Origin of the sequence: Pseudomonas eucalypticola (assembly GCF_013374995.1) — a bacterium.
GTDB lineage: Bacteria > Pseudomonadota > Gammaproteobacteria > Pseudomonadales > Pseudomonadaceae > Aquipseudomonas > Aquipseudomonas eucalypticola.
The window spans coordinates 1,131,529-1,157,062 of sequence record NZ_CP056030.1 but is presented as its reverse complement, the minus strand read 5'-3'; the positions used below and the strand labels follow the sequence as shown (position 1 = coordinate 1,157,062).

Here is a 25,534-nt window from a genome sequence, read left to right as displayed (position 1 = left end):
GTCTGTTCGACGCCAGCCGCGCCGCCCGGCCCCCGCAGAGGAGACCGGTGAAATCAACGCGGCAGGTACAGCGTGACTCGCAACCCCCGCTCCGGCAGGTTACGCAGGCTCACCTCCCCCCCATGGCTATGGGCGATGTTGCGCGCGATGCCCAACCCCAACCCGTAGCCCTGCTGGTTGCCCGACAAGCGGAAATGCGGCTCGAATACCTTTTCCAACCGCAACGCCGGTACCCCGGGCCCTTCGTCATCCACGTGGAGGATGAACGCCTTGGGGTCGTCTTCCACGTGCAGGTGCGCCCGGTCGCCGTATTTCAGCGCGTTGTCGATCAGGTTGCCCATGCAGCGCTTCAGCGCCAGGGGTTTACCCGGGTAGGGCTTCCAGGCGCCGCCATGCAGGGTCACACGGCCGTCGCCACCCGGGGAGAGAAACGGTTCGATCAGGCAGTCAAGGACATGGTTGAGGTCCACCGGCTCGATGTTTTCGTGAATGTCGGTGTCCTTCACGCATTGCAACGCGCCTTTGACCAGTAGTTCCAGCTCATCCAGGTCGCGACCGAACTTGGCTTCCAGAGCCTCGTCTTCCAGCAGCTCCACCCGCAGGCGCAGGCGGGTGATGGGGGTTCGCAGGTCGTGGGAGATGGCACTGAACAGCTGACTTCGCTCGGTAAGGTAGCGGCTGATGCGCTCGCGCATGGCGGTGAAGGCGCGGCTGACCTCGATCACCTCGCTACCGCCGCCTTCCACCTCCGGTTCTTCTGGCTCGGCACCCAGGGACAACTCCCGTGCCGCGCGGGCCAAGCGCTTGAGCGGGCGGCTCTGCCAGTGCACCAGCAGGCCGATGAACAGCAACAGAAACGAGCTGGTGAGCAGAATGAACCACCATTGCTGGGCGGGCAGCCCCTCTTCTTCCAAGCTGGTGTAGGGCTCGGGGAGCAACGAGGCGATGTACAGCCATTCGCCTTCGCCCAGACGGATCTGGGTGACCAGCACCGGCGGGTTCACCGGCTCCAGGGTCAGCGAATAGTGCGCCCAGGAGCGTGGCAGCTCATCCAGGGCCAGGCCGCTGTTGAAAATGCGCAGGTCCTGAGGGCTGACGAATTGCACCGAGAGGTCCACCGGCGCCCCCAGGCTCTCGCGCAACACGCTATCCACGGCCTGGATGACCGCCGTCTTGCGCACGGTCGGGGGCAGCACCTGCATGTCCAGCGGGCGGTTGTTGAGCGACACCACGAAGCGCGTGCCACCCATGCTGCGCAGCTGTTCCAGCACCATGGGCCGGTAGGCCAGGGGCAGCGAGCGGAAGTAACTGACGCTGGCCGACATGGAGTGGGCAAGGCTACGAGCGGTGGTGACCAGGCCTTCCAACTGAGTAGCGCGCAACTGCGAGACCCAGATCAGGCTCGACAGCCCCTGAGCCAGCAGCACCACCAGCAAGGTCAGCAGCAGCATGCGCCCCAGCAGTGAGCGCGGCACCAGGCCCTTAAGCCGTGACAACGCTGGCCGCCAGCAGGTAGCCACTGCCGCGCACGGTGCGGATCAGCCGGGGCGGTTTGTCGGTGTCGCGCAGGCGCTGGCGCAGGCGGCTCACGGCCATGTCGACGATACGATCCAGGGGCATCAGGTCGCGGCCACGGGTGGCATTGCCGATGGTATCGCGGTCGAGGATTTGCTGGGGGTTGTCGAGGAACAGCTTGAGCAAGGCGAAATCGGCGCCGGAAAGGAACACTTCCTCGCCGTCGGCATGAAACAAGCGATGGCTGATCATGTCCAGCCGCCAGTCATCGAACGCTACCACCTCGCCGGCGCGCTCCTGGCCGAACTGGGCGCGGCGAAGCAGCGCCTTGATGCGCGCCTGCAACTCGCGCGGGCTGAACGGCTTGCCCAGGTAGTCGTCGGCACCCAGCTCCAGGCCAATGACCCGGTCGGCTTCGTCGGAGCTGGCGGTGAGCATGATGATCGGCATCTGCGCCTGGCGCGGGTGCTGGCGCACCCACCGGCACAGGCTGAAGCCATCTTCGTCGGGAAGCATGACATCGAGGATGGCCAGGTCCGCCGGGGCCTCGTTGAGGGCCTGGCGGAAGGCCTGGCCGTCACCCGTGGTGCGGACCGTGAAGCCCGCGCGGGTGAGGTAGGTGTCCAGCAGTTCGCGAATTTCCTGGTCGTCATCGACCAGCAGTATTGTTTTGCCGGCAGTGGTCACGTGCTGCGTCCTTGTGTCCAGCGTCGGGTCGTGGCGCCCGATCAATAGGCACAGATTAAACGCCTAGCCCCGTGCTTGCTGCAAGGCCACACCCGCACCAATGAGGCCCGAGAACTCGGCAGTCACAACCCACACGGGAATGCCCTGGAAGTATTCGCTCATGCAGCCCTTGTCGGTGAAGCTCTCGGCGAAGCCGCTGGCCAGGAACAGCTCGATGAAACGCGGGATGACGCCGCCGACAATGTAAACCCCGCCACGGCCGCCCACGGTCAGTACGTTATTGCCGGCCACCCGGCCCAGGAAGCGGCAGAACTGGTCGATCACCGCCCTGGCCACCGGATCGCCCGCCAGGGCCGCTGACGTGATGGCCGCCGGGGTGTCGAGGGCCGGCGCGTAGCCGTCCACGGCGCAGATAGCCTGATACAGGCGCAACAGGCCGCCACCGCTGAGGATGGTTTCGGCACTGACATGGCCGATTTCATCCTGAATGTGCTGGCGCAGCTGCGCTTCGCGGGCATTGCCCACGGGCAGGTCGACATGGCCGCCCTCACCCGGCAGCGCCATGAACTGGCCTTCGCCGGTGTGCAGCAGCGTGCCCACGCCGAGCCCCGTACCAGGGCCGATCACCACGGCCGCCCGCTGAGGGTCGGCCGTGCCAGGGCAAACGGTCTTGAATTCACCGTCCTTGAGGCGGGTCATGCCCAGCGCCATGGCGGTGAAATCATTGATCAGCAACAGGTGCTCTACGTGCAAGGTTTCGCAGAACGCCTTGCGGCTGAGACGCCAATGACTGTTGGTGAAGCGGAATTCATCACCGCTGACCGGCCCGGCCACGGCCAGGCAAACGGCTTCGATAGCGCCGCGTTCGTGCCCCAGGTCTTTCAGATAGACGCCGATGGCTTGCTCGGGGCTGGTGTAGTCCGCCGTGGGAAACACCCGCACCGAGTGCAGGTCGTTGTTTTCCCACAACGCAAAGCGGGCATTGGTGCCGCCGATATCGCCTACAAGGGCGAGCTTCATTTGAGATTCTCCAGGCCAGACGTGAAGGCGCTGGCGCCTTGCTCCGCCGAGCTGAAGGCCAGCCGCATGAAACCGAACAGTTCGCGCCCGCAGCCCACGGCGTTGGCCAACTGGCCCACGGCGGGGGTACGCGCGGCGAATTCAGCGGCGTCCATCAGCACCTCCAAGGTGCCCTTGACGCCGTCGACCCGGATCATATCACCGTCGCGCACCTTGGCCAGCGCGCCACCATCGAAGGCTTCGGGGCACACGTGAATGGCCGCCGGAATCTTGCCCGACGCGCCGGACATGCGCCCGTCGGTTACCAGTGCGACCTTGAAGCCGCGGTCCTGCAGCACGCCCAGGAACGGCGTCATCTTGTGCAGCTCGGGCATGCCATTGGAGCGCGGGCCCTGGAAACGCATCACGGCGACGAAGTCATGTTCCAGCTCGCCGGCCTTGAACGCATCGGCCAGGTCCTGCTGGTCTTCGAACACCCGGGCCGGAGCTTCCACTACCTGGTGCTCAGGCGCGACGGCCGAGACCTTCATCACACCGCGGCCGAGGTTGCCTTCCATTACCCGCAGGCCGCCTTCGGGGGAAAACGCACGGGCTACAGGGCGCAGGATGTTTTCATCCAGGCTTTGCTCGGGGCCTTCTCGCCATACCAGCTTGCCGTTGTCCAGGAACGGCTCCTGGGTATAGCGGCTCAGGCCGCGGCCAGCCACGGTGTTGACGTCTTCGTGCAACAGGCCTGCGGCCAGCAGTTCGCGGATCAGGAACGACATGCCGCCCGCCGCCTGGAAGTGGTTGATGTCAGCCTTGCCGTTCGGGTAGACATGCGACAGGGTCGGGACAACCTCGGAAAGGTCGGCCATGTCCTGCCAGGTCAGGATGATGCCCGCCGCCATGGCGATGGCCGGCATGTGCAGGGTGTGGTTGGTCGAGCCGCCGGTGGCGTGCAGCGCGACGATGGAGTTGACCAGCGCCTTCTCGTCGACGATCTCGCCGATGGGCGTGAAGCTGGCGCCGCTGGCCTTGGTCATGCGCGTGACCTGGTGCGCCGCTTCCACGGTCAGGGCATCGCGCAGCGGGGTGTTGGGGTTGACGAAGGACGCGCCCGGCAGGTGCAGCCCCATCACTTCCATCAGCAATTGGTTGGTGTTGGCGGTGCCGTAGAAGGTGCAGGTGCCGGGGCTGTGGTAGGACTTCATCTCCGACTCCAGCAACTCCTCGCGGCTGGCCTTGCCCTCCGCGTAGCGCTGCCTTACGTCGGCTTTTTCCTTGTTGGAAATGCCCGAAGGCATCGGCCCGCCCGGCACGAAAATCATCGGCAGGTGCCCAAAGCGCAAGGCGCCCATCATCAGGCCGGGCACGATCTTGTCGCAGATACCCAGCATCAGCGCGGCGTCGAACATGTTGTGCGACAGCGCCACGGCCGTGGACATGGCGATGGTCTCGCGGCTGGCGATGCCCAGTTCCATGCCGGGTTCACCCTGGGTGACACCGTCGCACATGGCGGGCACGCCGCCGGCGAACTGACCGACCGAGCCGATCTCGCGCAGGGCCTGCTTCAATTGCTCGGGGTAGGTTTCATACGGCTGGTGCGCCGACAGCATGTCGTTGTAGGAAGACACGATGGCGACGTTGGCGGAGTTCATCATCCGCAGCGCGTTCTTGTCTTCGGTACCACAGCCCGCCACGCCGTGGGCGAAGTTGGCGCATTGGAGTTTGGCACGCATAGGGCCATCACTGGCAGCCCCGCGGATCAGTTGCAGGTAACGCTCGCGCGTCGCGCGGCTGCGGTCGATCAGCCGTTGGGTAACCTCTAGAACGCGGGGATGCATGTGGAGAACTCCAGGCTATGGGGGTGACCGCTGCACCGAATTTCCCATTCTTCCCTCGCCGCCCAGGCTGCGGGCCCAGGCTTGCTTGTGATCAACAGGAACAGCCGCGCCGGTCACTCGTTGTAGATAAGACAAAATATTGCCATGAAAAAAGGCTTGTTTTCTATTTTTTTGCGAATAATCTTGTAATTCCAATAACAAAACAGATTCTGTGAACGATTTACCTCGCCCAGCGCCTCATATTGAGAAGGCCGCGCACACAATCTGAACGCAGGTACCGACAATGACGCTTCGAATTGCCATCAACGGTTTTGGCCGCATCGGCCGCAACGTGCTCCGTGCACTGTATACCCAAGGCTACCGCCAAGACCTGCAGGTCGTCGCGATCAATGACCTGGGTGACAGCGCGATGAACGCCCACCTGCTCAAGTTCGACAGCGTGCATGGCGCCTTCGACGCTACGGTCGAGTCCGACCAGGAAAGCATCACGGTCAATGGCGACCGCATCGCGGTCAGCGCCATTCGCAACCCAGCCGACCTGCCGTGGAAAGCCGAACGCATTGACGTGGTGTTCGAATGCACCGGCCTGTTCACCGACCGCGCCAAGGCTGCCGCCCACATCGAGGCCGGCGCCCGCAAGGTGATCATCTCGGCCCCGGCCAAGGGCGTGGACGCCACCGTTGTATACGGGGTCAACCACGACATCCTGCGCGCCTCGCACCAGATCATCTCCAACGCATCGTGCACCACCAATTGCCTGGCCCCGGTGGCGCAGGTACTGCACCGCGAGCTGGGCATCGAACAGGGCCTGATGACCACCATACACGCCTATACCAACGACCAGGTGCTGACCGACATGTACCACAGCGACCCGTTCCGGGCGCGCTCGGCCACCCAGTCGATGATCCCCAGCAAGACCGGCGCTGCCGAGGCGGTCGGCCTGGTACTGCCGGAACTGGCCGGCAAGCTGACCGGCATGGCCGTACGGGTGCCGGTGATCAACGTATCGCTGGTTGACCTGACCGTGAACCTGTCGCGCGAGACCTCTGCCGACGAGGTCAATGCGCTGATGAAGGAAGCCAGCCAGCACTCCAAGATCCTGGGCTACAACACCCTGCCGCTGGTGTCGTGCGACTTCAACCACAACCCGCTCTCTTCGATTTTCGACGCCAATCACACCAAGGTCTCTGGGAAGATGCTGAAGGTCATGGCCTGGTACGACAACGAATGGGGCTTCTCGAACCGCATGCTGGATAATTGCCTGGCGCTGTTCAACGCGCAGTGATGCCATCTGCTTGCTAACAAGGCGGGCAAGGTCCTGTGCGGTAGCCTCGACCGCCTTGTTCGCCCGTCTTGAAAGCGGTGGCGCTTCAACATTTACATTCTTGTACTTGACCTTGGGACTAGATGATAAGCATTATCATTAACATCCCATTGGTTCGGTATCGCTGTGAGTCAGTCACACTTCAACTCTGTCTTCCTCACCCAGCGGCTCAGTTTGCTGCGCACCTTGCAGCGCATGGTCGACAACCCCAGCACGGCTGAAGACCTGCTGCAGGAAACCTACCTGCGGGTTACCCGTGCGCTCAGCGAGCGGGCCATCGAACACCTGGAACCCTTTGTCTTTCAAACTGCGCGCAATCTGGCGCTGGACCACCTGCGCGCCCGCAAGGTGCAGGAACGCACACTGCTCGAAGACGTGCCCAGCGAAGTGGTGTACAGCGTCGCCGCGATCCAGAGTACGCCGGAAGAAGCCGCCCATGCCGAGCAATTGCTGATGCGCCTCAACACCAGCCTGGGGCAGTTGACCGCCCGCCAGCAACGCATCTTCATCCTCAGCCGGCTGCATGGCTGCAGCTACCTGGAGATCGCTGGGCAACTGCAGGTATCGGCAAGCACGGTGCAGAAGGAACTGAAACTGATCATGGCCATTTGCGTGGGCGTGGCGCAACGTATGGAACAATGAGAAGTCTGACAGAAGCTCGCCAGGACAGTGTGCGAAATGACGCTAGCTTCACCGCAAGCGCCACGAGTCTTTGATAAGCTCTCTCAACGTGCCATTCGCCGTCATGAACTCGATGCCCGAGGAACCCGCGTGACCGAACACCCCCCCGCTCACGACAGCGCCATGGACCAGGCCCTGGACTGGCTGATTCGCCTGGACTGTGCCAGCGCGGCTGAGCGCCTGGCCTTTGAGCAGTGGCTGGCCGCCGAGCCTGCCAATGCTCAGGCGTTTGCCCAGGCCAGCGCCGTGTGGAACGGCACAGCGGTGAACCAGGCGGCGCAGCAATTGCACACGGTGGCTACGCGTTCGTGGCGCGTGCGGCTGCGCCCGTATCTCAAGCCCATGGCGGCCGCGGCGGTGATACTGGTCGGCGTGTTCAGCTTTACCAACCTGCCCCTGCGCCTGGAAGCGGACCACCTGACCGTGGTAGGCGAACGCCAGCGCCTGCAACTGGACGATGGCTCCAAGGTGCTGCTAAACACCAACACGGCGTTCTCGGCCCACATCGACAAGGCCCAGCGTGAAGCCAGGTTGTACCAGGGCGAAGCCTTCTTCCAGGTCGCCGACAGCCGTCAGCAGCCGCTGGAACTGCAGGCAGGTCCGGTGCGTGCCAGCGTGCGCGACACCGACTTCGCCGTGCGCCTGCTGGACGGCGTCGCCCAGGTCGAGGTGCAGCGCGGCAATGTCGACCTGCTGGGCGGTAATGACGCGCGGGTGCGCTTGAACGCCGGCGACAGCATCCGCATTGGCCCATCAGGTTTCGGCCAGCGCCAGCACCTGGACCCGCAAAAGGACCTGGCGTGGGTACAGGGCCGACTGGTGTTTGAAAACTGCCCCCTGAGCCAGGTGTTGGACGAACTGCGCCGGTACTACCCTGGCTGGATCGTCAACACCAATGACCGCCTGGCCCAGGTCGAGGTAACGGGTAACTATCGGCTGGAGAACCCCTTGGACGTGGTTCGCTCGCTGGCGCATATCACCTCGGCGTCGATACGCGAGTACCCGGCGCTGGTTATTCTCAACTGAAAAAAAGGTTCTTCACGGATTTTTGGGAAAGTTGGTGGCACCATCACAAATCTGCAGTGGTGCGACAACCGGAGCCCGTCCGGGCGACGGCACCCGCCGCCAGCGGCGGCCAAAATTATTTTTACGCGATTGCCTACCCTGCCACGTCTCGTTATAGCCAATGAAAGTGATTCGCATTTTGAATCCGCTCAACACTATAACGCCGCGCGACAGGGAGCGCCCTTCGATGTCCTCAGGTTTCAAGCATTCCAGCATTGCCACCCCCGGCCCTCGCACGTTGTCCGTGCTGACCATGGCCATCCTGCTCGCCGCCACCCAGGTCACCCCGGCCGTGGCCGCCGAACCCGCTGGCAGCACCCAGGCCATGGGCAATTACACGTTTGCCATCGGCCAGCAGTCGCTGGTCTCGGCCATCAACGCTTTCACCCAGGTGACCGGTTGGCAGGTGGGGCTGTCGGCCGACCTAGCGCGTGACGTGCAGTCACCCGGTGTGCGCGGTTCCCTGAAACCTGACCAGGCCCTGGACCGCCTGTTGATCGGCACCAACCTGAGCGTGCACAAGGTGGGCCCCAACAACGTGGTGCTGGAACGCCGCAACACCGGCGCCCTGGCCCTGCAGCAAGTGACCGTCAGCGCCACGCGCAGCGCCCAGGACGTGAACAGCGTGCCCAGCACCGTCACCGTCCAGGACCGCGATGCCCTGGACCGCAACAACGTCAACAACATCAAGGAACTGGTGCGCTATGAACCGGGTGTATCGGTAGGCGGCACTGGCCAGCGCGCGGGTATCAGCGGCTATAACATCCGCGGCATCGATGGCGACCGGGTACTGACCCAGGTCGACGGCGTGGAAATTCCCGACAGTTTCTTCAACGGCCCCTACGCCCAGACCAACCGAAACTACGTGGACCCGGAGATCGTCAAGCGCGTGGAAATCCTGCGCGGCCCGGCCTCGTCCCTGTATGGCAGCAACGCCATCGGCGGTGCGGTGAGCTACTACACCCTGGACCCGGACGACATCATCAAGCCTGGCAAGGACGTGGGCGCGCGCCTGAAGGCCGGCTACAGCTCCGCAGACCGCAGCTGGCTGAAATCCGGCACCGTAGCGGGCCGTGAAGGCGACTTCGACGCCTTGCTGCATTTCAGCCAGCGCGACGGCCACGAAACCGAGTCGTATGGCAGCCACGGCGGCACCGGCCTGGGCCGCACCGCCGCCAACCCCGAAGACGCCACCACCACCAACGTATTGGCCAAGCTGGGCTGGAACTACGGCGATGACGCACGCCTGGCCCTCACCTACGAAAAATACAAGGACGACCGCGACACCAACCAGAAAAGCGCGGTTGGGGGCCCATTCGTCAACGGCGCGGGCTTCGGGATGTACAGGGCTCGCAGTGGCAACACCACCACTTCGCGCGAACGCTTCGGCATCGAGAACACGTTCGGCCTGGACAGCGTGCTGGCCGACCACGTGAAGTGGACCCTGAACTACCAGTTGGCCAAGACCGACGAAAGCACCAACGAAATCTACGCGCCGTCGCGGGTGGTGCAACGCCTGCGTGATACCCAGTACAAGGAACGCCAGTGGGTATTCGATGGCCAGTTGGACAAGTCCTTCGCCATCGCCGATACCGACCACCACCTGACCTACGGCACCACCCTCAAGCAGCAGAAAGTGACCGGGCTGCGCACCGGTACCGGCACCTGCCTGAGCGTGGCCGCGTACTGCAGCGCCATCGGCGCCACCAGCACCAACACCTCCGACACCCTGACACCGGCCAGCGACTTCCCGGACCCGACGGTCAACACCTACAGCCTGTTCGCCCAGGACGAGATCAAGTGGAACCAGTGGACCTTCCTGCCGAGCGTGCGCTACGACTACACCCAGATGAAGCCGCACGTGACCCAGGAGTTCCTCAACACCGCTGCCCAGAGCGGCGACGCCATCAGCACCGAGGAGAAGCGCTGGCACAAGGCCACGCCAAAACTGGGCCTGACCTACGCCTTCAATGACAACTACACCTGGTACGGGCAATACGCCGAGGGTTTCCGCACGCCGACCGCCAAGGCGCTGTACGGTCGCTTCACCAATACCTCCCAGGGCTACACCGTGGCGCCCAACCCGAACCTCAAGCCTGAAAGCAGCAAGAGTTTCGAGACCGGCCTGCGCGGCCAGTTCGAGCATGGCAACTTCGACCTGGCGGTGTTCTACAACAAGTACCACGACTTCATCGACGAAAACTCGCTGACCCCAGGCTACACCGAGACGACCTTCCAGAGCGTCAACATCAAGAAGGCCACCATCAAGGGCGCCGAGGCCAAGGGCCGCCTGAACCTGGACTATTTCGGCCTGCCGGCCGGCCTGTATACCCAAGGGTCGGTGAGCTATGCCTACGGCCGCAACGACGATACCGGCCAGCCGCTTAACAGCATCAACCCGCTGACCGGCGTGTTCGGCCTGGGCTACGACCAAGACAACTATGGCGGCCTGCTGAGCTGGACCGTGGTCAAGCGCAAAGACCGGGTCGACGATTCCACCTTCCACGCCCCCGATGGCACCAGCAGCCAGTTCAAGACCCCGGGCTTCGGCGTTCTGGACCTGACCGGCTACTACAAGGTCACCCAGGACGTGACCCTCAGCGCCGGCCTGTACAACCTCGCCGACAAGAAATACTGGCTGTGGGATGACGTGCGCGGCTACGACGGCGTCGGCGAAGCCGGTGTGACGCAGCCGGCCAACATGGACCGCCTGACCGCGCCTGGCCGCAACTTCTCCATCAACGTGGTCTGGGACATCTGAGGCCATTCGCGGTACCGTTGCCCCAGGTGACGGTACCGCGAAGTTTTTTTACTGAGTTTGCCGCGCTGGAACGTCTAGTAAGGCAACCTCTACTGTTTTCAAGGACCCCTGCCATGAGTGCCATCCAAAACCCCGCCGCCGCCGAGCAGCCGGCCCTGCGCTCGGCGCGCCTGCGCCAGGCCAGCGCGGTACTGCACGACCAACTGGAACATGCCGTGGGTGCCCACGCACCGTTCGAAAGCCGTGAAAGCTACGGCCGCTTCCTGCAGATGCAGTACCTGTTCCAGTCCGAGCTAAAGGGCCTGTACAACGACCCGGAACTGAACCAGTTGTTCCCGGACCTGGCCTCGCGCTGCCGAGCCGATGCCGCCCTGGCCGACCTCAACGACCTGGGCCTGGCCGTGCCGGCCGCGGTGCCGGGCGCGCTGATCGCCCCCAACCGCGCCACGGCCCTGACCTGGATTCGCGTGTCCGAAGGCTCCAAGCTCGGCGCCGCCATCCTGATCAAGCGCGCCGAGGCCATGGGCCTGAGCGAAACCTTCGGCGCCCGCCACCTGGCCGAGCCGGAAGGTGGCCGCATGCGTGGCTGGAAAGCCTTCAACGCCATTTTCGACGCACTGCCCTTCACCCCCACCGAGGAAGCGGACGCCGATCAGGCCGCGGTTGACGCCTTTTCCCGTCTGCAAATACTCTTGCAGCACACTTATTCCGCCCATGCCTGAGTTGAAGCTGGCCGGTGGTTCGCCACCGGCCGGCCGCTGCCTTCACACGTTGACCCCATGACCCGCCCACTGCCCTCCAAAACCGCGCGCATCCTCTTCGGCCTGCTCGCCTACGTCAGCCTGGGCATCGGCCTGGTGGCCATCGTCATTCCCGGCTTGCCCACCACCGAGTTCATCCTGCTGGCCGCCTGGGCCGCCACCCGCAGCTCGCCGCGCCTGAGTGCCTGGCTGGAAAACCACCGGTTGTTCGGGCCCATCCTCAGCAACTGGCGCAATGGCAAGGTGATCGTGCGCCGGGCCAAGGTCAGCGCCACCCTGAGCATGCTCGTGTGTTCCGTGGTCATGGTCCTGACCCTCAAGCATGCCTGGCCGCTGTATGCCGCCATTGGCTGCATGCTGGTGGTGAACCTGTGGATCTGGTCGCGCCCAGAGGCGCCGCCTGTCAAAAATATTTAAAGTTGTAACATTTGCCGCCGATGCCTCGTTAACGCTGGAAGGATCCGGCGGGCAGAGCCGTGCCTTGAAGGGCTAGGCTCTCGCTGTCCTGACTGGTCAACTCGTGAGTGCGCGCCCATGTTCGACAAACTCTCCATCCGCTTGAAAATCGTGCTGTTGGCCGGCCTTTGCCTTTTGGGCGTTGCTGGGCTGATCGTCGGGATAAACCTGTACCAGACTGGCGAGAACAACGCGTTGGTGAGCGCCTCGAGCCGCAAGATGCTCACTGAAAGCGTTCAGAATTTGCTACAGACGAAAGCGGCGGAAAAAGCCGCGCAAATGCAGAAAACCTTCGGCGACAACCTGCTGGTGGCCAACGCCGCCGCGGACCAGATCATTGGCCTGCGAAGCCTGGCCGGCCACCGCGGCCTCCCGCCGGCCGCCCTGCGCGAGGAGATCAACCAGGCCATCAAGGCCATCTTCGAGCGCAACCCCAAAGTGCTGGGTGTGTGGGCGGCCTTCGAGCCCCAGGCCCTGGACGGCCATGACGCTGACTTCGTCAACGACGACAAGCGCTCATCCAACGAAAGTGGCCGCTACGCGCCCTACTGGAGCCGCGCCAACGGTACTGCCTTGAACACCGTCACCGCCGAAGGTGACATGAACAAAACAGACCTGACCCTCACCGGCGTGCCTTACAACGCCTGGTACACCTGCGCGCGTGACAGCGGCAAACCGTGCCTGCTGCAACCCTACACCGACACTGTGGGCGGCAAGCTGATGCTGATGAGCAGCATTGCCGTGCCCCTGCGCGACCAAGGCAAAGTGATCGGCGTGGTAGGTGTCGACGTAGCCCTGGACTCGCTGCAGACGTCCGCCGAGACCTCCCAGCGTGACCTGTTCAACGGCGCCGGGCACATGATGATCGTCTCCACCGCCGGCGCCCTGGCGGCCAACAGCGGCGACGCCAGCCTGCTGGGCAAGAAAGTCGACCAGGTGCTGGGCGAGGACGGCCGCCAGATCGTGCAACTGATCGGCGCCAACCAGCCCAAGGTACTCAAGCAGGGCGAGCTGATCCGCGCCATCTACCCCGCCCCGGCCATCACCGATGGCACACCATGGGGCGTGGTGATCGACCTGCCGGAAAAAGTCCTGCTGGCCGACGCCACCACACTGCAAGGGGTACTCGACAGCGCCCAGACCCGAGGCACCGTTACCGTGATCGTAGTCGGCGCACTGGCCACCCTGGTGGGCCTGGTGCTGCTGTGGCTGACCGCCAGCGGGGTTACCCGCCCCATCAACAGCGTGGCCGCCATGCTCAAGGACATCGCCAGCGGCGATGGCGACCTGACCCAGCGCCTGAAGTACAGCAAACAGGACGAACTGGGCGAATTGGTCAACTGGTTCAACCGCTTCCTGGACAAGCTGCAACCGACCATCGCCAAGATCAAGCAGACTGTCAGCGATGCACGCAGCACCGCCGACCAGTCTTCGGACATCGCCCGCCGCACCAGTGACGGCATGCAGGTGCAGTTCCGCGAGATCGACCAGGTGGCCACCGCTTCCAATGAAATGAGCGCCACGGCCCATGATGTCGCCAACAGCGCGTCCAATGCCGCCACCGCGGCCCGTCGCGCCGACCAGTCGGCCAAGGACGGGTTGTCGATCATCGAGCGCAGCACCCGCGACATCAACTCGCTGGCCGAGGAAGTCAGCAAGGCGGTGGGCGAGGTAGAAGCATTGGCCGTCAACAGCGAACAGATCGGCTCGGTGCTGGAAGTGATCCGCAGCATCGCCGAGCAGACCAACCTGCTGGCCCTGAACGCCGCCATCGAGGCGGCCCGCGCCGGCGAGAGCGGCCGCGGCTTTGCCGTGGTGGCCGACGAGGTGCGCAACCTGGCCAAGCGCACCCAGGATTCGGTGGAGGAAATTCGCCACGTAATCGAGCGCATCCAGAGCGGTACCCGCGGTGTGGTGCAGACCATGCACTCCAGCCAGACCAAGGCCCAGGACAACGCCGTGCAGATCAACCAGGCCGTGCAGGCCCTGGGCAAGATCAGCGAAGCGGTGACGGTGATCAGCGACATGAACCTGCAGATCGCCAGTGCCGCCGAAGAGCAGAGCGCCGTGGCCGAAGAGGTCAACCGCAACGTTTCGGCCATTCGCACCGTAACCGAAACCCTTACCGGCCAGGCAACCGAATCGGCCCAGGTCAGCAGCCAGCTCAATGCCCTGGCGAGCCAGCAGATGAAATTGATGGATCAATTCCGCGTTTAAGGGTCCAACTCCCGTGTGGCAGGCGATGATAAGCTGAGGCAAGCCAGCTTCTGCCGGCCACCCAGGAGGACCGATTCAATGCCTGACTTACTCGCCAGCCTTGCCCAGGCACTGGGCTTGGCTTCGCAACACCGGCCCCTGGTGACCTTTCCTGGTACCGGGGCCCTGGCCTCTACCTTCGCCGTGACCGACTTTGCCAGTGCCAGTATCGGCGTCGCCGGCCTGGCGGTAGCCGAGCTGCTGCACCAGCAGGGGCAGCCGGTGACCCACCTGGAAGTGGACCGGCGGCTGGCTTCGTTCTGGTTCGCCAGCAGCCTGCGCCCCATGGGTTGGGCGCCTGCGCCGCCCTGGGACCCGATTGCCGGCGACTACCCCACGGCCGATGGCTGGATTCGCCTGCACACCAATGCGCCGCACCACCGCGCGGCGGCGTTGAGCGTCCTGGGCGACTGCGCCGACCGGGATGCCGTGGCCGCGGCGGTCAGCCAATGGCAGGGCCAGGACCTGGAAAGTGCCGTGGTTGCGGCCCATGGTTGCGCCGCGCAAATGCTGAACCTGGCGCAGTGGCGTGCTCACCCCCAAGGCACGGCAGTGGCCGCCGAAGCGCTGGTCGCTACCGTAGCGGGCCCCGAGCAGCCCCGCATGGCGTGGTCCGGCAACCGCACCGAGCCGCTGGCGGGCATCAGGGTACTGGACCTCACCCGCATACTCGCGGGGCCCGTGGCGACCCGTTTCCTGGCCTCGATGGGCGCCGACGTGCTGCGTATCGACCCGCCTGGCTGGGAAGAACCCTCACTGGTCGCCGAAGTGACCCTGGGCAAGCGCTGTGCCCGCCTGGACCTGCACGACAGCCTTGACCGTATCAGCTTCGAGCGCCTGCTGGCCCAGGCTGACGTACTGGTGCACGGCTACCGTGCGGATGCGCTGGAAAACCTCGGATACGACAGCGCATCCCTGCAGCGACTGGCGCCAGGGCTGGTCAACGTCAGCCTCAACGCCTACGGCTGGACCGGGCCATGGCGCAACCGCCGCGGTTTCGACAGCCTGGTGCAGATGAGTACCGGCATTGCCGCAGCAGGGCAGCAGTGGCGCCAGGCCGACAAACCGGTACCGCTGCCGGTTCAGGCGCTAGACATGGCCACCGGCTACCTGATTGCCGCCGCCGCCATCGACGGTGTGCGCGAGCGCCTGGCCAGTGGACGAGGCAGCGCGTCGCGGCTGTCCCTGGCGCGTACGGCCAAGGCTTTGGTCGACCACGGCCAGGTAACCGCCGACCTTCCCCTGAGTGCCGAAGGCAGCGGCGACCTGGCCAGCCAGATCGAACATACGCCGTGGGGCCCGGCGCAGCGCCTGGTGCCGCCGCTGCGTATCGACGGCACCCCCATGCAATGGGCCAGCCCCGCCAGCGAGCTGGGTGCCTCGCCGGCCACCTTCATCTGAACCAGACCATTGCAGGTGCCAGGCCAAGGCCCTGAACCCTGCGCGGGCTCATAAGGTCTATCCTCTACGTTTCCGCCCACAAGGAGCCCCACCATGGCCCTGTTCGAACCCGGCCGCCTGCACTTGCAGCACACCGCCCTGCAGCCCACTGATTTGAGCTACGAAATCAACCTGTACTACGAGGTGCTGGACGACGCCGGCCGCGGCCGCTACGTGCAATTCAAAGTCGAAGGGCATATCAACGAAAAGACCTTCCAGGATGAATTTCAACTGGGCAAGGACGACTGGTACAACTTCGCCAGTGCCGCCGACCATATTGCGCGCAAGAATGGCCTGCCGACCACCAACGTGCTGGCGGTATCACTGCATCATCATTATGACGCCGTATTCGAGGATATACGCAGCAAGATCGGCGCTCATTCCGGCGATTGCGTATCACCAGATCACTTGGGCTCCCGGTAGATCGCCTCGCTCGCCTCGCGCACTTCCAGTACATAGCTGAACGCTTGGGCACGGCCGTCCCACAGGTAGCGAAAATGCGGGCCTTGCGTGGTCAGCGATAGCGCCGGTGGGCGGAGCGCGGCAACGCATTCGTGCCCCGGCGCGCGTACGCTGCGGTATAACAGCCCCCAGGCGCCCGCTTCTCGACATTGTCGCGCCACCGCCTGGGTGGCCGGGTAGCTGGCGGCCTCTGGCTGGTGCAGCGCGTCATCGCCACGCAAATCTTCCATCGGCTTGACGACCTGGTTCACATACGTACGCATCGTGACCTCGATGCTTGCTTCGGCCGTGGCGCGCCAGAACGCTTCCTGGTGGTGGCGGGTTTCGGCGAGGGCGGCAGCCAGGCTACTGGCGCAGTAATAGACACCGAAGGTGCCGTCCGTAAAGCGGCTTGCCCTGCCGATATGGGTGAAAGCCGCCATGATCGGCGTAGCCCCTGGGCCACTGATCCGGTCCTGCGGCGGGACTCGCTGGATTTGCCCGGCCTCGTCGCACAAACGATCGTTGGTCATGCCCTCGATTAAAAACGCCACTTCCAGGTCCGCCGGATCAAGCGTGTCCTCGAACACAGCGATAGGCGGGAAGGCGCTATTGACGATGCGGTAGGCCTGGTCCCACGCAGGTAACAGGGGTGACGCCATCAGCCGCGCACCGAATCCAGGTAGCGCCGCACATCCGCCAGGTCCATGACTCGGCCGCCCAGCATATAGGCCAGCGCCGAACGTCCATTGAACGGGGCGGCGGCGTTCTCCTTCGTTGCCCACTGGTAAGCACGTTCCGGCTGGTTGCTGAACAGGATGCGCAACGCCTTGTGGATGCCCATCAAATAGGAAATACGTTCCAGCGTGTCATGGGGCAGGCGCACCGCAGGGCGCTTCTTCCAACTGAAATAGGTGGTATTGCCAACACTGCCTAGCAAAATGCGTTGCTGCTCAGTGGTGCATTGCCAATGCGCCATGAGGTTGAAGAAAAACGTCAGGGCAACTCGCCCCGTCTCAACCGGGTCGAGACGTGGGCTGGGTAATGGCGTCGGTAGAGGCATGGGAGGCTCCGTTGTCTTGACCCGAATCACTATACTCCAGATACGAATGAATTAAATCAGACAATTCAGATGCGAATAGAGAGTATCCGCCACCCTGACGTCGTTCGACGTCACGAAGGTCGCCCACTCCTACAGCGGAGCTGGTAGGGCTTCGTAGGACAGTGCGACGCTCGCGAACTGAGCGCCGACTCGCCCTGGCCATTCCCACCCGCCCCACCCCCAAGGCATACTCGCGCTCCCTGCTGTCCAGATCCCCTGCCCCGCCATGCGTATTCACGTCAGTTTCATCGACCGAGTCGGTATCACCCAGGAAGTACTGGCCCTGCTGGGCGCCCGCAACCTCAACCTCGATGCCGTCGAGATGGTGCCGCCCAATGTCTACATCGACGCCCCCACCCTCAGCCCCAAGGTGCTCGACGAATTGCGCGACGCCTTGCTGAGCGTGGGTGGCGTGCAGTCGGTGAGCGTGGTGGACATCCTGCCCGGCCAGCGCCGCCACTTGCAGCTCGACGCCCTGCTGGCCGCCATGACCGACCCGGTGCTGGCGCTGGACAGCGCGGGCAAAGTGCTGCTGGCCAACCCGGCGTTGATCAGCCTGTATGGCCGCGAGCCGGCGGGCGAGTCGGTGACCGAGCTGTTCCAGGATCCCAACCTGCTCGACACCTTGCTCGACCAGGGTTTTCGCTTGCCGCTGCGTGAAGTCAGTGTCAACGGCGAGACCTTGCTGCTGGACGCCACCCCGATCACCGACGCCGGCGCCTTGCTGACCTTGTACCCGCCTAACCGCATCGGCGAACGCTTGGCCGCGCTGCACCATGACCACGCTGAAGGCTTCGACTCGCTGCTGGGCGACTCGCCAGCCATTCGTACCCTGAAGGCCCGCGCCCAGCGGGTGGCGACGCTGGATGCACCGTTGCTGATCCAGGGTGAAACCGGCACCGGCAAGGAGTTGGTGGCCCGCGCTTGCCACGCCATCAGCGCGCGCCACAGCGCCCCGTTCCTGGCGTTGAACTGCGCGGCGCTGCCGGAAAACCTCGCCGAAAGCGAGCTGTTCGGCTATGCCCCCGGTGCCTTCACCGGCGCCCAGCGCGGCGGCAAGCCGGGGCTGATGGAACTGGCCCACCAGGGCACGGTGTTTCTCGACGAAATCGGCGAGATGTCACCCTACCTGCAGGCCAAGCTACTGCGGTTCCTGAATGACGGCAGCTTCCGCCGCGTGGGTGGCGACCGCGAAGTGAAGGTCAACGTGCGCATCCTCAGCGCCACGCACCGCGACCTGGAGAAGATGGTCAGCGAAGGCGCGTTCCGCGAAGACCTGTTCTACCGCCTCAATGTACTCAACCTGGAAGTGCCGCCCCTGCGCGAGCGCGGGCAGGACATCCTCTTGCTGGCACGTTCGTTCATGCAGCAGGCCTGCACCCAGATCCAGCGGCCCATTTGCCGCCTGGCGCCCGCCACCTACCCGGCGCTGCTGGGCAATCGCTGGCCGGGCAACGTGCGCCAGTTGCAGAACGTCATCTTCCGCGCCGCCGCCATTTGCGAAGGGGCGCTGGTGGACATCGGTGACCTGGATATCGCCGGCACGTCCGTGGCGCGCCACGGCAGCGATGGTCAGGTGGAGAGCCTGGAACAGGCGGTGGACGACTTCGAAAAGGCTTTGCTGCAAAAGCTCTACGTCAGCTACCCCTCCACGCGCCAACTGGCCACCCGCTTGCAGACGTCGCACACCGCGATTGCCCATCGCCTGCGCAAATACGGCATCAGCGGCAAGTAGCCCGGAACGAAATCGAAACACCGTTACGATTTCGTTCCGACACTCCTCCGAGGCCCATTCTCAAGGGCCTGATCCGCAATGGCTTTTTTCACCCCCGGCGCCTGTAGCGGTTTCGCTACAGCCACCACTCCCAAACCTTTCGAAAAATCCCCTGACACCTTGGTTTTAGTGGGCTTTCGCAGGTTGGCAACGAACTTGCTATGGAACTTCCAGACCCCGCCCGGGGCTTCAGGCCCGGGCACACCCATTGCGTCGCCAGCCGTTATCTGGCCCGAGGAGTTTCCATGAGCGAATTGCGTTTTACTGTCGAACACGAATGGCTGCGCGTCGAAGCAGACGGCAGCGTGACGGTCGGCATCACCCCGTTTGCCCAGAACGCCCTGGGTGACGTGGTGTTCGTGCAATTGCCGGAACTGACCACCTACGCCCGCGATGCCGAAGTCTCCGTATTGGAATCGGTCAAAGCCGCCAGCAGCATCAACATGCCCCTGGACGGCGAAGTGGTGGAAGTGAATACCGAACTCGACGCCAGCCCTGAGCTGGTCAACGAAGACGCGCTGGGCGCCGGCTGGTTCTTCCGGTTCATTCCGGCGGACGCCGGCCAGGTGGCCGAACTGCTGGACCAGCAGGCCTACGACAACCTGATCGCCGCCCAGGCCTGAGGACCCGACGATGACCACGCCACTGACCACCGCCAACGAATTCATCGCTCGCCACATCGGCCCACGCGCCGCTGACGAGCAGGCCATGCTGGCCACCCTGGGCTACGACGACCTGGACGCGCTGACTGCCAGCGTCATTCCCGACACCATCAAAGGCACCAGTGTTCTGGACCTGCCAGCCGGCCAGGGTGAAGCCGAGGCACTGGCCGCCATCAAGGCCATCGCCGCGCAGAACCAGCTGTTCAAGACCTTCATCGGCCAGGGCTATTACAACTGCCATACCCCGACGCCGATCCTGCGCAACCTGCTGGAAAACCCGGCCTGGTACACCGCCTATACCCCCTACCAGCCAGAAATTTCCCAGGGCCGCCTGGAAGCCTTGCTGAACTTCCAGACCCTGATCAGCGACCTGACCGGCCTGCCGATCGCCAACGCCTCGCTGCTGGACGAAGCCACCGCCGCTGCCGAGGCCATGACCTTCTGCAAACGCCTGAGCAAGAACAAGGCCAGCCAGCGCTTCTTCGCGTCGAGCCATTGCCACCCGCAAACCCTCGACGTACTGCGCACCCGGGCCGAACCACTGGGTATTGAAGTGGTGGTGGCCGATGAAGCCGGCCTCACCGATGTCAGCGAGTTCTTCGGTGCCCTGCTGCAATACCCGGCGAGCAATGGCGACATCTTCGACTACCGCGCCCTGGTCGAGCGCTTCCACGCCGCCAACGCGCTGGTGGCCGTGGCCGCCGACCTGCTGGCCCTGACCCTGCTCACCCCACCCGGCGAGTTCGGCGCCGACGTGGCCATCGGCAGCGCCCAGCGCTTCGGCGTGCCTCTGGGCTTCGGTGGCCCGCACGCGGCGTATTTCTCCACCCGTGATGCGTTCAAGCGTGACATGCCGGGCCGCCTGGTGGGTGTGTCCATCGACCGCCATGGCAAGACGGCCCTGCGCCTGGCCATGCAGACCCGCGAACAACATATTCGCCGCGAAAAGGCCACCAGCAACATCTGCACCGCCCAGGTGCTGCTGGCCAACATCGCCAGCATGTATGCCGTGTACCACGGCCCGGCCGGCCTGGCCCAGATTGCCCAGCGCACCCACCGCCTCACCGCCATCCTTGCCCAGGGCTTGATCGCCATGGGCGTGAAAGTTGAACAGGCGCACTTCTTCGACACCCTGACCCTGGCCACTGGCAACGCCACTGCCGACCTGCACGCCAAGGCCCGCGCCGCTGGCCTGAACCTGCGCGAAGTGGACGCCCAGCGCCTGGGCCTGTCTTTGGATGAAACCAGCCGCCAAGCCGATGTAGAGCAGCTGTGGGCACTGTTTGGCAGCGACCTGCCCGACTTCACCGCCCTGGCCGCCAGCACCAGCGACCGCCTGCCGGCCGCCCTGCTGCGCCAATCGGCGATCCTGGCCCATGAAGTGTTCAACCGCTACCACTCCGAAACCGAGCTGATGCGCTACCTGCGCAAGCTGGCCGACAAGGACCTGGCCCTGGACCGCACCATGATCCCGCTGGGCTCGTGCACCATGAAGCTCAACGCCGCCAGCGAGATGATCCCCATCACCTGGCCTGAGTTCGGCAGCCTGCACCCCTTCGCGCCTGCCGAGCAGAGCAAGGGCTACCAACTGCTGACCAGCGAACTGGAAACCATGCTGTGCAAGGCCACCGGCTACGACGCCGTGTCGCTGCAGCCCAACGCCGGCTCCCAGGGTGAATATGCAGGCTTGCTGGCCATTCGCGCCTACCACCAGAGCCGTGGCGACGAGCGTCGCGACATCTGCCTGATTCCCTCCTCGGCCCACGGTACCAACCCCGCTACCGCTCACATGGCTGGCATGCGCGTGGTGGTGACCGCCTGCGACGAGCGCGGCAACGTCGACATCGAGGACCTGCGCGCCAAGGCGGTCGAACACCGCGACCGCCTGGCCGCGATCATGATCACCTACCCGTCCACCCACGGCGTGTTCGAGGAAGGCATTCGCGAAATATGCGCCATCGTCCACGACAATGGCGGCCAAGTGTACATCGACGGTGCCAACATGAACGCCATGGTCGGCCTGTGCGCCCCCGGCAAGTTCGGTGGCGACGTTTCCCACCTGAACCTGCACAAGACCTTCTGCATTCCCCACGGCGGTGGCGGCCCGGGCGTCGGCCCGATTGGTGTGAAATCGCACCTGGCGCCGTTCCTGCCCGGCCATGGCGCCCTGGAGCGCAAGGAAGGTGCAGTGTGCGCCGCGCCGTTCGGCAGCGCCTCGATCCTGCCCATCACCTGGATGTACATCCGCATGATGGGCGGCGAAGGCCTCAAGCGCGCCTCGCAGTTGGCCATTCTCAATGCCAACTACATCTCGCGCCGCCTGGAAGAGCACTATCCTGTGTTGTACACCGGCAGCAACGGCCTGGTGGCCCACGAGTGCATCCTGGACCTGCGGCCATTGAAAGACAGCAGCGGCATCAGCGTCGATGACGTCGCCAAGCGCCTGATCGACTTCGGTTTCCATGCCCCGACCATGTCGTTCCCGGTGGCCGGCACCTTGATGATCGAACCGACCGAGAGCGAATCCAAGGCTGAACTGGACCGCTTCTGCGATGCCATGATCCGCATTCGCGAGGAAATTCGCGCGGTGGAAAGTGGCAGCCTCGACAAGGACGACAACCCGCTGAAGAACGCGCCGCACACCGCGGCCGAACTGGTGGGCGAATGGACCCATGCCTACAGCCGCGAACAGGCGGTGTACCCGCTGGCATCGTTGATCGAAAGCAAATACTGGCCACCAGTCGGGCGTGTGGACAACGTGTTCGGTGACCGCAACCTGGTGTGCGCCTGCCCGTCCATCGAGGCCTACCAGGACTGATCCGCGGCGCCTGCTTCCAGAGCTTTGCCCGGCCCTGCAGGGCTGGGCGAAGCTCTGGAACAGGCCAACACCGATCCCCAGCCTGCCTCAGGAGCTTGTATGTCCCTAAGCGTTTTCGACCTCTTCAAGATCGGCATCGGCCCCTCCAGCTCCCACACGGTGGGCCCCATGCGGGCCGCCGCACGCTTCGTCGAAGGCCTGCGACGCGATGACCTGCTCGGCGCCACCACCAGCGTCAAGGTCGAGCTGTATGGCTCGCTGGGCGCCACCGGCAAAGGCCACGGCAGCGACAAGGCCGTGTTGCTGGGGCTGGAAGGCTCGCACCCGGATACCGTCGACACCCGTACCGTGAACGACCGCCTGCAGGCCATCCGCGACAGCGGCCGGCTCAACCTGCTGGGCGTGCACAGCATCGCCTTCCAAGAAAAGCAGCACCTGGCGATGATCCGCAAGCCACTGCCTTTCCACCCCAACGGCATGATCTTCCGCGCCTTCGATGAAAGCGGCCTGCAGGTGCGCAGCCGCGAGTACTACTCGGTGGGCGGTGGTTTCGTGGTGGACGAGGGCGCGGCCGGCGCCGACCGCATTGTCGAAGACACCACGGTGCTGCCCTACCCCTTCAAGACCGCCAAGGAACTGCTGGCCCATTGCAGTACCCAGGGGCTCTCCATCAGCCAATTGATGCTGGCCAATGAAGGCGCCTGGCGCCCGGAAGCCGAGACCCGCGCCGGCCTGCTGAACATCTGGCAGGTGATGCAGGACTGCGTCGAGGCGGGTTGCCGCAACGAAGGCATCTTGCCCGGCGGGCTGAAGGTCAAGCGCCGGGCCGCGGCCTTGCACCGGCAATTGTGCAAGAACCCCGAGGCGTCGTTGCGCGATGCCTTGTCGGTGCTCGATTGGGTCAACCTCTACGCCCTGGCCGTCAACGAGGAAAACGCCTTCGGTGGGCGCGTGGTCACCGCGCCCACCAATGGCGCGGCCGGTATCGTGCCGGCGGTGCTGCACTACTACATGCGCTTCATTCCCGGGGCCAGCGAAGACGGCGTGGTGCGCTTCCTGCTCACCGCCGCCGCCATCGGCATCCTCTACAAGGAAAACGCCTCTATCTCGGGTGCCGAGGTGGGCTGCCAGGGCGAGGTCGGCGTGGCCTGCTCCATGGCTGCCGGGGCGTTGTGCGAGGTGTTGGGCGGCAGCGTGCAACAAGTGGAAAACGCCGCCGAGATCGGCATGGAGCACAATCTGGGGCTGACCTGCGACCCCATTGGCGGCCTGGTGCAGGTGCCCTGCATCGAGCGCAACGCCATGGGTTCGGTGAAGGCCATCAATGCGGTGCGCATGGCCCTGCGCGGTGACGGCGTGCACTTCGTCTCGCTGGACAAGGTCATCCGCACCATGCGCCAGACCGGCGCCGACATGAAAAGCAAATACAAAGAGACCGCCCGCGGCGGCCTGGCCGTCAACATCATCGAATGTTGAGGCAACCCTATTCGAATGCTGGAGCACACGATGTCCGAACAACTGCAAAAGACCCCGCTGCACGCCTTGCACCTGGAACTGGGTGCGCGCATGGTGCCGTTCGCCGGCTACGACATGCCCGTGCAGTATCCGCTCGGGGTGATGAAAGAACACCTGCACAGCCGTGAACAGGCCGGCCTGTTCGACGTTTCGCACATGGGCCAGATCCGCCTGACCGGCAGCGATGCCGCCCGTGCACTGGAAACCCTGGTGCCCGTCGACATCGTCGACCTGCCCGTGGGAATGCAGCGCTACGCCATGTTCACCAACGAGACTGGCGGTATCCTCGACGACCTGATGGTCGCCAACCTGGGCAACGACACCCTGTTCCTGGTAGTCAATGCCGCCTGCAAGGACCAGGACCTGGCCCACCTGCGCGCCCACATCGGCGAGCGCTGCACCATTGAACCGCTGTTCGAGGAACGCGCCCTGCTGGCCTTGCAGGGCCCGGCGGCGGTCACCGTGCTGGCACGCCTGGCACCACAGGTGGCGCAGATGACGTTCATGCAGTTTGCCCCGGTTTCGTTGTTGGGCGTGGACTGCTACGTGAGCCGCTCAGGCTATACCGGCGAAGACGGCTTCGAAATTTCCGTGCCCGCTGCCAGCGCCGAGGCCCTGGCCCGTCGCCTGCTGGCCGAACCCGAGGTGGCTGCCATCGGCCTGGGCGCCCGCGACTCGCTGCGCCTTGAAGCCGGCCTGTGCCTGTATGGCCATGACATGGACACTGCCACCACACCGATCGAAGCCAGCCTGTTGTGGGCCATCTCCAAGGCCCGCCGTGCCGACGGCATGCGTGCCGGTGGCTTCCCTGGCGCCCAGGCCATCTTCGCCCAGCAGCAAGCCGGCGTGGCCCGCAAGCGCGTGGGCCTGCTGCCACAGGAACGCACCCCGGTGCGCGAGGGCGCCGAAATCGTCGACGAAAGCGGCGCGGTCATCGGTGTCGTCTGCAGCGGCGGCTTCGGCCCTACCCTGGGCGGCCCCGTCGCCATGGGCTATGTCGACGCCGCTCACGGCGCGCTTGATACATCCGTATGGGCTATCGTGCGCGGCAAGCACGTGGCGATGAAAGTCAGCAAAATGCCGTTCGTGGCACAGCGTTACTACCGCGGTTAATGCGATCACAGGGACAGCCTGTCGGGCTGTCACCTTGCTGACATGTTGCCCCTGTTTTATGCGATATCGAAATGGGCTTAGTCCATTCGAAAATACCTGATGGGGATAGTGGGAAAAGCCCGTAGGAAAAGGCTCGAACGGCGGTAAAAAAGGTGGAAAAGCGACGTAGCGGAGGGCTTGTTTTTCTGTCTGAAGTTAGCGTAGAGTTTCCTCACTGTGTTTGCATGGGTCGCTATGGTTCGTGACCTGGGCAGTAGCTCTGAGCTTTGCTACAACCCGTTCGACGTCTCTTACTTTCCTGCAACCCAGCCCAGTAT

The 25,534-nt window shown here is 64.3% G+C and carries 20 protein-coding genes and 1 pseudogene; 15 read left to right on the top strand and 6 right to left on the bottom strand.

The window, feature by feature from the left end:
* Positions 1–53: 53 nt before the first annotated feature.
* From HWQ56_RS05325 to edd, 4 genes are all read right to left on the bottom strand, one after another.
* The gene (locus HWQ56_RS05325) at positions 54–1,451 is read right to left on the bottom strand and encodes a sensor histidine kinase (RefSeq protein WP_280634429.1); all 1,398 of its coding nucleotides are present in this window, start codon (positions 1,449–1,451) and stop codon (positions 54–56) included.
* 31 nt (positions 1,452–1,482) lie between these two features.
* Positions 1,483–2,202 carry a response regulator gene (locus HWQ56_RS05320; protein ID WP_158154395.1) on the bottom strand — a complete coding sequence of 240 codons (720 nt, stop codon included), beginning with the start codon at positions 2,200–2,202 and terminating at the stop codon, positions 1,483–1,485.
* 63 nt (positions 2,203–2,265) lie between these two features.
* Positions 2,266–3,222 carry a glucokinase gene (locus tag HWQ56_RS05315; RefSeq protein ID WP_176569967.1) on the bottom strand — a complete coding sequence of 319 codons (957 nt, stop codon included), beginning with the start codon at positions 3,220–3,222 and terminating at the stop codon, positions 2,266–2,268.
* The gene (edd, locus tag HWQ56_RS05310; RefSeq protein WP_176569966.1) at positions 3,219–5,048 is read right to left on the bottom strand and encodes a phosphogluconate dehydratase; all 1,830 of its coding nucleotides are present in this window, start codon (positions 5,046–5,048) and stop codon (positions 3,219–3,221) included. Before edd ends, HWQ56_RS05315 begins: the two co-directional genes overlap by 4 nt.
* A gap of 283 nt (positions 5,049–5,331) precedes the next feature.
* Here edd and gap point away from each other — a divergent pair, with 283 nt between their 5' ends.
* From gap to HWQ56_RS05265, 10 genes and pseudogenes are all read left to right on the top strand, one after another.
* Positions 5,332–6,333 carry a type I glyceraldehyde-3-phosphate dehydrogenase gene (gene gap / locus HWQ56_RS05305; RefSeq protein WP_176569965.1) on the top strand — a complete coding sequence of 334 codons (1,002 nt, stop codon included), beginning with the start codon at positions 5,332–5,334 and terminating at the stop codon, positions 6,331–6,333.
* 165 nt (positions 6,334–6,498) lie between these two features.
* Positions 6,499–7,014 (top strand): RNA polymerase sigma factor, encoded by a 516-nt coding sequence (locus HWQ56_RS05300; RefSeq protein WP_158154391.1) that lies wholly within the window; start codon positions 6,499–6,501, stop codon positions 7,012–7,014.
* A gap of 162 nt (positions 7,015–7,176) precedes the next feature.
* Positions 7,177–8,079 (top strand): FecR family protein, encoded by a 903-nt coding sequence (locus HWQ56_RS05295; RefSeq protein ID WP_176572343.1) that lies wholly within the window; start codon positions 7,177–7,179, stop codon positions 8,077–8,079.
* Between the two features lie 226 nt (positions 8,080–8,305).
* Entirely contained in the window at positions 8,306–10,879 is a 2,574-nt protein-coding gene (locus HWQ56_RS05290; RefSeq protein WP_176569964.1) for a TonB-dependent receptor, read from the top strand.
* A gap of 113 nt (positions 10,880–10,992) precedes the next feature.
* Positions 10,993–11,601 carry a biliverdin-producing heme oxygenase gene (locus tag HWQ56_RS05285; RefSeq protein ID WP_176569963.1) on the top strand — a complete coding sequence of 203 codons (609 nt, stop codon included), beginning with the start codon at positions 10,993–10,995 and terminating at the stop codon, positions 11,599–11,601.
* Between the two features lie 57 nt (positions 11,602–11,658).
* Positions 11,659–12,057: a YbaN family protein gene (locus HWQ56_RS05280; RefSeq protein WP_158158807.1), complete on the top strand. Its 399-nt coding sequence runs from the start codon at positions 11,659–11,661 to the stop codon at positions 12,055–12,057.
* A 117-nt stretch (positions 12,058–12,174) separates the two neighbouring features.
* Positions 12,175–13,407 (top strand): annotated as a pseudogene (locus HWQ56_RS29395) (PDC sensor domain-containing protein); the annotation flags it as partial.
* 150 nt (positions 13,408–13,557) lie between these two features.
* On the top strand, positions 13,558–14,313 hold the full coding sequence (locus HWQ56_RS29390) for a methyl-accepting chemotaxis protein (RefSeq protein ID WP_425331954.1): 756 nt from the start codon (positions 13,558–13,560) through the stop codon (positions 14,311–14,313).
* Positions 14,314–14,391: 78 nt separating this feature from the next.
* Positions 14,392–15,753 (top strand): CoA transferase, encoded by a 1,362-nt coding sequence (locus tag HWQ56_RS05270; protein ID WP_176569961.1) that lies wholly within the window; start codon positions 14,392–14,394, stop codon positions 15,751–15,753.
* Positions 15,754–15,846: 93 nt separating this feature from the next.
* Positions 15,847–16,215, top strand: a complete 369-nt coding sequence (locus HWQ56_RS05265) for a DUF5064 family protein (protein ID WP_176569960.1) — start codon at positions 15,847–15,849, stop codon at positions 16,213–16,215.
* Here HWQ56_RS05265 and HWQ56_RS05260 read toward each other — a convergent pair.
* Together HWQ56_RS05260 and HWQ56_RS05255 are read right to left on the bottom strand one after the other, a co-directional pair.
* Complete coding sequence (locus tag HWQ56_RS05260; protein ID WP_176569959.1) at positions 16,197–16,895, bottom strand: RES family NAD+ phosphorylase; 699 nt, start codon at positions 16,893–16,895, stop codon at positions 16,197–16,199. The two genes, HWQ56_RS05265 and HWQ56_RS05260, sit on opposite strands and share 19 nt — an antisense overlap.
* Entirely contained in the window at positions 16,895–17,296 is a 402-nt protein-coding gene (locus HWQ56_RS05255) for an MbcA/ParS/Xre antitoxin family protein (protein ID WP_176569958.1), read from the bottom strand. Before HWQ56_RS05255 ends, HWQ56_RS05260 begins: the two co-directional genes overlap by 1 nt.
* 265 nt (positions 17,297–17,561) lie before the next feature.
* On the opposite strand from HWQ56_RS05255, the gene HWQ56_RS05250 reads away from it, so the two are divergent.
* The 5 genes from HWQ56_RS05250 to gcvT all read left to right on the top strand — a co-directional run bounded on the left by HWQ56_RS05250 (position 17,562) and on the right by gcvT (position 25,217).
* Positions 17,562–19,070 carry a sigma-54-dependent transcriptional regulator gene (locus HWQ56_RS05250; RefSeq protein ID WP_158153376.1) on the top strand — a complete coding sequence of 503 codons (1,509 nt, stop codon included), beginning with the start codon at positions 17,562–17,564 and terminating at the stop codon, positions 19,068–19,070.
* 284 nt (positions 19,071–19,354) lie between these two features.
* A complete protein-coding gene (gcvH, locus tag HWQ56_RS05245) occupies positions 19,355–19,732 on the top strand; it encodes a glycine cleavage system protein GcvH (RefSeq protein WP_158153375.1) in 378 nt (125 codons plus the stop codon).
* A gap of 10 nt (positions 19,733–19,742) precedes the next feature.
* Positions 19,743–22,589, top strand: a complete 2,847-nt coding sequence (gcvP, locus tag HWQ56_RS05240) for an aminomethyl-transferring glycine dehydrogenase (RefSeq protein WP_176569957.1) — start codon at positions 19,743–19,745, stop codon at positions 22,587–22,589.
* 99 nt (positions 22,590–22,688) lie between these two features.
* Entirely contained in the window at positions 22,689–24,065 is a 1,377-nt protein-coding gene (locus tag HWQ56_RS05235; RefSeq protein ID WP_176569956.1) for an L-serine ammonia-lyase, read from the top strand.
* Between the two features lie 30 nt (positions 24,066–24,095).
* A complete protein-coding gene (gene gcvT / locus HWQ56_RS05230; protein ID WP_176569955.1) occupies positions 24,096–25,217 on the top strand; it encodes a glycine cleavage system aminomethyltransferase GcvT in 1,122 nt (373 codons plus the stop codon).
* The last annotated feature ends 317 nt before the right edge of the window (positions 25,218–25,534 follow it).

Bases quoted from the DNA above. Each gene is read 5' to 3' on its own strand.
- HWQ56_RS05280 (WP_158158807.1), top strand. From the start codon at position 11,659: ATGACCCGCCCACTGCCCTCCAAAACCGCGCGCATCCTCTTCGGCCTG.
- HWQ56_RS29390 (WP_425331954.1), top strand. From the start codon at position 13,558: ATGCAGGTGCAGTTCCGCGAGATCGACCAGGTGGCCACCGCTTCCAAT.
- HWQ56_RS05270 (WP_176569961.1), top strand. From the start codon at position 14,392: ATGCCTGACTTACTCGCCAGCCTTGCCCAGGCACTGGGCTTGGCTTCG.
- gcvP (WP_176569957.1), top strand. From the start codon at position 19,743: ATGACCACGCCACTGACCACCGCCAACGAATTCATCGCTCGCCACATC.
- HWQ56_RS05285 (WP_176569963.1), top strand. From the start codon at position 10,993: ATGAGTGCCATCCAAAACCCCGCCGCCGCCGAGCAGCCGGCCCTGCGC.
- gcvH (WP_158153375.1), top strand. From the start codon at position 19,355: ATGAGCGAATTGCGTTTTACTGTCGAACACGAATGGCTGCGCGTCGAA.
- gap (WP_176569965.1), top strand. From the start codon at position 5,332: ATGACGCTTCGAATTGCCATCAACGGTTTTGGCCGCATCGGCCGCAAC.
- HWQ56_RS05265 (WP_176569960.1), top strand. From the start codon at position 15,847: ATGGCCCTGTTCGAACCCGGCCGCCTGCACTTGCAGCACACCGCCCTG.
- HWQ56_RS05255 (WP_176569958.1), bottom strand. From the start codon at position 17,296: ATGCCTCTACCGACGCCATTACCCAGCCCACGTCTCGACCCGGTTGAG.
- HWQ56_RS05235 (WP_176569956.1), top strand. From the start codon at position 22,689: ATGTCCCTAAGCGTTTTCGACCTCTTCAAGATCGGCATCGGCCCCTCC.
- HWQ56_RS05290 (WP_176569964.1), top strand. From the start codon at position 8,306: ATGTCCTCAGGTTTCAAGCATTCCAGCATTGCCACCCCCGGCCCTCGC.
- HWQ56_RS05315 (WP_176569967.1), bottom strand. From the start codon at position 3,222: ATGAAGCTCGCCCTTGTAGGCGATATCGGCGGCACCAATGCCCGCTTT.
- HWQ56_RS05295 (WP_176572343.1), top strand. From the start codon at position 7,177: ATGGACCAGGCCCTGGACTGGCTGATTCGCCTGGACTGTGCCAGCGCG.
- HWQ56_RS05250 (WP_158153376.1), top strand. From the start codon at position 17,562: ATGCGTATTCACGTCAGTTTCATCGACCGAGTCGGTATCACCCAGGAA.
- gcvT (WP_176569955.1), top strand. From the start codon at position 24,096: ATGTCCGAACAACTGCAAAAGACCCCGCTGCACGCCTTGCACCTGGAA.
- edd (WP_176569966.1), bottom strand. From the start codon at position 5,048: ATGCATCCCCGCGTTCTAGAGGTTACCCAACGGCTGATCGACCGCAGC.
- HWQ56_RS05260 (WP_176569959.1), bottom strand. From the start codon at position 16,895: ATGGCGTCACCCCTGTTACCTGCGTGGGACCAGGCCTACCGCATCGTC.
- HWQ56_RS05325 (WP_280634429.1), bottom strand. From the start codon at position 1,451: ATGCTGCTGCTGACCTTGCTGGTGGTGCTGCTGGCTCAGGGGCTGTCG.